This window comes from Streptomyces malaysiense, assembly GCF_000980885.2.
GTDB lineage: Bacteria > Actinomycetota > Actinomycetes > Streptomycetales > Streptomycetaceae > Streptomyces > Streptomyces malaysiense.
Genome location: NZ_LBDA02000150.1, coordinates 1 through 2,188, shown reverse-complemented (window position 1 = coordinate 2,188; position 2,188 = coordinate 1). Strand labels below are relative to the sequence as shown.

The following is a 2,188-nucleotide window of genomic DNA, read 5'->3' as shown; positions in this document are numbered from 1 at the left end:
CCAAGATCACCTGCGGTTGAGTGCGCCTCGTCCACGATCGCGAGGTCGAAGCCTGCCATCTGCTGGCCGTAGAGCCGCTCCCCGCCCGCCAGGGCGGCCTCCAGCGGCCCACGGACGTTCCCCTGACCGAACGGGTCCTCCGGGTCCTCGCGGTCCACGAGGGAGGCGTACGTGGCGAACACGACCACCGGCCCGGACCTGGCCCACAGCGCCAGCTGGATGGGGTTGGTGGTGGTGCGCACCCCCAGCTCGTTCAGCACCCGGTCGTTCTCCAGCGAGCACACCGCAACCATCGGCGAGCGGTGCCCCACCAGGCGCCACGCCTGGGCAGTCTGCACGAGCAGGTCCAAGGTTGGCACGGTGACCAGGATCCGGCCGCCGGGGAAGCACTCCAGCGCGCACGCGGCAGCCGTGATGGTCTTACCCGATCCGGTCGCGGACACGATCGTGCCCCTCGCACCCTCCGGCGGAACAGATGATCTTGCAGGGAATCCGACCCATTTCTGGAACCGTGATTTCTGTTCCACCTGGTGTTCTCGGAGCTGGATCAAAAGAGTTCTCCCGGCTCGGGAAGGATTTGTGTGACGGAAGCGATCCGGTGTCCGCTGCGTTGGTAGAGGCCTCCGTCTCTTCCGTGGAGGGCCCAGGCTCTCGCGGCCGCTTCACCGGGTGATGCCGCCATCAGGTGGACGGCGGGGGCAGGCATGCCCGGGCTGGAACTGCCGGCGGCGGGTCGGGCATCGATCCGGTAGACGCAGTGCCGACAGATTTCCACAGCCGCGACACCTGAGCGCTCGGCCTCGGCCACGTCTGTCATCAACCGCTGCAGACGCCGCTCTTCGTAGCGAACGGCACGCGAGTCGTCGGAGGGCCGGTACGCGGCCATCCGCTCCTTCTCCATGAGACCGGCGATCCGCTCCCACTGAAGGCGCCGCAACTCCGCGATGAACACCTCGCTCAAGTGATGCGGTTCGGGCGGGGCCGTCCTCGCCCTCCCGGCGCGTTCCCGAGCCAGGCATACCTGAGCGGCTATCCGACGGTGATCGAGTCCGGCAGCTTTCGCGACCACCCCGAGCCGGGCAAGCTCATGCGGAAGATACTCGTAGATCAGCACGCAAATCACTCCCCACCGGGTGTCCCTGAATTACGCCAATTCTACATGCTGCATCACATTGAGATGCAGACGTGCGAGACTCCCCGGAAAACCTCCCGCACAAGATTCCTTCCGCCCTGATGGCCGTGACGCATCGGGGTACACGGCCCCGCATGGCACCGAAGACCGAACACATCCAGTTCCTGCGGGCCGTGCGGCAGCTGCACCGCGTCCGCTCCTTCTACGCCGTGGGCGTCCTGCTGTGGGCGGCATCCGCCGCCTGGACCGGCTGGCAGGCAGCCGGGAGCCGGCAAATGTGGGTGTCCGTCCTCCTCCTGGCCGTCTTCACCGGCCTCCTGGCCACCGCCAGCCTGTCCCTGCGACGCCTCACAGTCCCCCCCGACAGGCCGGCCCGCGCACCACGCCGCCCCGCACAAGGCGGCAACCACCCGCCACGCCCACGCCTGAGAAACCGTCAGCCTGCCTTCACGAGGCGGTCAGACCAGACTTTCCGAGGCGCCGCCCATGTCTGTGGGGGCGGCGGCCGGGCATACGGGGTTCACTTCCTATGAGAGGGGCTCGTCATGCTCGGCATAGTCGCGGCGGTGCTGTTCTTCATCGCGTTCCTCATCAACGCGGCCGAGATCAGCACCAATCACACGTTCTCGTCAGTCAACGTCATGCTCCTGGGGCTGACCGCACTGGCCCTGCACGTTGCGGGAATCGGAAGCACTTGGTCCCGTAGACACTGACCCGGCGCCAAGCCCCAGAACCCGCAGGGGCCAGCCGGATGACAGACCACCCCCACCCTTGCCGCAGCTCGGGCCGCAGGCCCGTTGGCCGCCCCGCACAGCGGGGCCGGCCTTCGTGGCGCGAAGCGCCACCCGGTGACCGGAGCGCAGCGCAGGCACCGCGTGGGGGCGTAGCCCCCACCGCTCCGGGAGCGCAGCGGACGGAGCATCACCCGGGTTGCGCAGCAACCCGGGTGTGCTGACCGCGCAGCGGTCAGCCAGCGCTCCCGCGGAGCGGGAGCGCAACCCCCGCGCGCAGCGCGGGGGTTCGCTTGCATTGCGCGCAGCGCAATGGGACCCGCTC

General features: G+C 68.6%; 3 protein-coding genes and 1 pseudogene. 2 read left to right on the top strand and 2 right to left on the bottom strand.

What is annotated here, in order from left to right:
- Together VT52_RS34415 and VT52_RS34410 are read right to left on the bottom strand one after the other, a co-directional pair.
- Positions 1-551, bottom strand: a 551-nt coding sequence (locus VT52_RS34415) for a DEAD/DEAH box helicase family protein (protein ID WP_167377781.1), incomplete at its 3' end; no start/stop codon positions are given.
- Positions 548-1,114: a hypothetical protein gene (locus VT52_RS34410; protein WP_143070970.1), complete on the bottom strand. Its 567-nt coding sequence runs from the start codon at positions 1,112-1,114 to the stop codon at positions 548-550. The genes VT52_RS34415 and VT52_RS34410, both read right to left, overlap by 4 nt.
- A 152-nt stretch (positions 1,115-1,266) precedes the next feature.
- Here VT52_RS34410 and VT52_RS39290 point away from each other — a divergent pair.
- A pseudogene (locus tag VT52_RS39290) lies at positions 1,267-1,561 on the top strand (hypothetical protein).
- Positions 1,562-1,677: 116 nt separating this feature from the next.
- Positions 1,678-1,845, top strand: coding sequence for a hypothetical protein (locus VT52_RS38350; protein WP_167377780.1), 168 nt, complete (start codon positions 1,678-1,680; stop codon positions 1,843-1,845).
- The last annotated feature ends 343 nt before the right edge of the window (positions 1,846-2,188 follow it).

Excerpts from the sequence above, each read along its gene's own strand:
- VT52_RS38350 (WP_167377780.1), top strand. The coding sequence starts at position 1,678 with ATGCTCGGCATAGTCGCGGCGGTGCTGTTCTTCATCGCGTTCCTCATC.